This window comes from Ruegeria sp. HKCCE4148, assembly GCF_017872495.1.
In the GTDB taxonomy this organism is placed as follows: Bacteria; Pseudomonadota; Alphaproteobacteria; order Rhodobacterales; family Rhodobacteraceae; genus Ruegeria.
This window is the reverse complement of the sequence record NZ_JAEDOS010000024.1, coordinates 1-2275: the sequence shown is the minus strand read 5'-3', so window position 1 is coordinate 2275 and position 2275 is coordinate 1. Positions and strand designations below refer to the sequence as shown.

The following is a 2275-nucleotide window of genomic DNA, read 5'->3' as shown; positions in this document are numbered from 1 at the left end:
GTATGGAGGCTGCACATGACGGTCAGAGATGATATTGCCGAAATTGAATCATGGTTCCAGCACCATCAACCGGCCTTTGCCGATGTGCCTCCGAAAGTGAAGGCCAATGTCTATCACTTTATATTGGTTTTCAGTTTGTTTGATCAAAGGCATCTCAACGCAAGTGGCAGTCGCGATGATGTCATCACCTTCATTGACCGGTTGCCCCAGAACGCCGATTTCACCCCGTACCAGCCGTATCTGGATTATTTTCAGCATCGGTACATACGCGGTGGGCAGCCCACGCATCATTATGAACTTCTGGTTGACCAAGACGATGTATCAAGTAGGAGAATTCTAGATGTCCTCGCGGGTCATTCGAACCTACCTGCCGAGAAAATCGGAGCGTTAGTCCTGATAGCGTATCGACTCCGTTGCAATCTGGTACATGGCTCAAAATGGCAAACTGGCCTCGGCGATCAGTATCATAACCTTATGAACGCGGCGCGAGTGGTGATGCTCGTGATGGATCGAGACAGCACCTGAAACAGAGTCAATTTCCCCAATTTCAGCAGCCAAATTCGATCAAAATGAGCCAAAAACAAGCCACGATCCCCAGATGGCCGTTTTTGCCATAAAAATAAGGGGTTTCAAGCCACTTTCAGGCCGAAAATTCTTCCAGGGCACTCTATAGGAGAGAAGAACGCGATTGTGCACCTAGTGCCAGCCCCTCGAAAAGGCTTAATCAGCCCTCTCCTGATACGGGGTGCGTGGCTAAGCTAGGAGCATCAATGATGGGAGATAACCATCAATGCAAAATAACAATAAACCTGCAACTGGAACGGAGGTAACCGAACAAGTTCAACGTCTGGCCAAGGCCTTCGGCGACCAGATCGTTCGCAGAGATAACAAGTTCTTCGACGTGGAGAATCTCGGAGTGCCGCTATCGCGAAACGACGTAGAGCGGATGATCCTGAACCGGGTACGAGACGAGTATTCCGACGTTCCACTGAGCAAGGAACTGGTAAAAGGCCTGTTTACCCTGTTAATCGAAGCACAACATACCGACGTCGAGCGATCCTTTCAGGTTTGGAATGGGACGGCTATCTGCGAAGCTGGAAACTCAAGTCGACTTATAAAATCGCGGGGCGCAGTCGCGGCCAATACGTGGGTTGAACCTGAATATCGGCAACTCAAGATCAATTCTTCGGAGCTTGGCATCATCGGGCAATTCTTCGATGAGTTTTTTCAGCTTGACCATGATCGAGAGCAGTTCCTGAACTGGCTGGCATGGAGCCTTCAGAACGAGGGAGAAAAGCCTGCTTGGGCACCGTTCCTGTACTCGCGTGGCAGAGGTACTGGGAAAAGCACCATGGGCCGGATCCTCACTGAACTGTTCGGCCCCCAGAACACGGTCACGCCGAACAATGTCAACAAACTCACTCAGCAGTTCAACGCCACGGTTTTGACGAGCAAGTTGATAGTCTGCGAGGAGACCCAAATCAAGCCGGGGTCGCCGCAGGAAAACGCAATCAAGACCTTCATCACAGACCCTTACGTACTGATTGAGCGGAAAGGGATTGAAGCTGAACGCGCCAAGCAGTCTTGCTGCTTCTTGTTCACCTCGAACATCTGGCCGTCATGGATCGGCGAGGGTGAGCGGCGTTATCTCGTAATGGACGTAAATCATGACGGACGATCTGGAGGTTCTCGCGCCAATGAGTTTTCGAACCTCGTCGGTCAGGTTCATCAGTTCCTTGATGATCCGGCGAACGTGGCCCGTGTCTATAATGCCTTGATGCAGAGACAACTGCCCGAAGAATTCAGCGCCAAGAGCCTTAACATCGCTGACCATCAGACCCCGACCATGGAACGCCTGCATCAGACCAGCCGAGACACCATCGTTGATCGGTTGGAGGAAGAACTGAATGCTAGTGGGCTCGTCGCCCTGCCTGAAGCGGGAGTGGTTGAGTTCGTCCAGACGAACCTCAAAGGAAACATCAACCAAACCAAGCACCTCATGGATGAGTTGGACTGGCAGAAGACCAAGGCCAAGTGGGGTGGCAAAGACTATCAACGCGCGATTTGGGTTAAGTCCGGCTATTGGATCGAGCGGGGTAAAATCCATGGTCCTGACTTTGAGCCAGTGAGCATCAACGATCACATTGCTGGTGACAGCCGGTTCGACGAAGTGGAGATCATATGATGGATGGTCAGCACTTCTTCTTGAGAGACGACTGCGAAATCTGGTTGCAGTACATCATGGACACCCACTACGAGGAGGCCCTTTCGAGGG

Annotated in this window: 2 protein-coding genes; both read left to right on the top strand. The window is 51.6% G+C overall.

The annotated features are described in order from the left end of the window. The coding region (locus tag I9187_RS21845) for a hypothetical protein (RefSeq protein WP_209940348.1) at positions 1–525 on the top strand (525 nt) is incomplete at its 5' end. A gap of 265 nt (positions 526–790) precedes the next feature. Beyond that, entirely contained in the window at positions 791–2185 is a 1395-nt protein-coding gene (locus I9187_RS21840; protein WP_209940347.1) for a primase-helicase family protein, read from the top strand. Positions 2186–2275 lie beyond the last annotated feature (90 nt).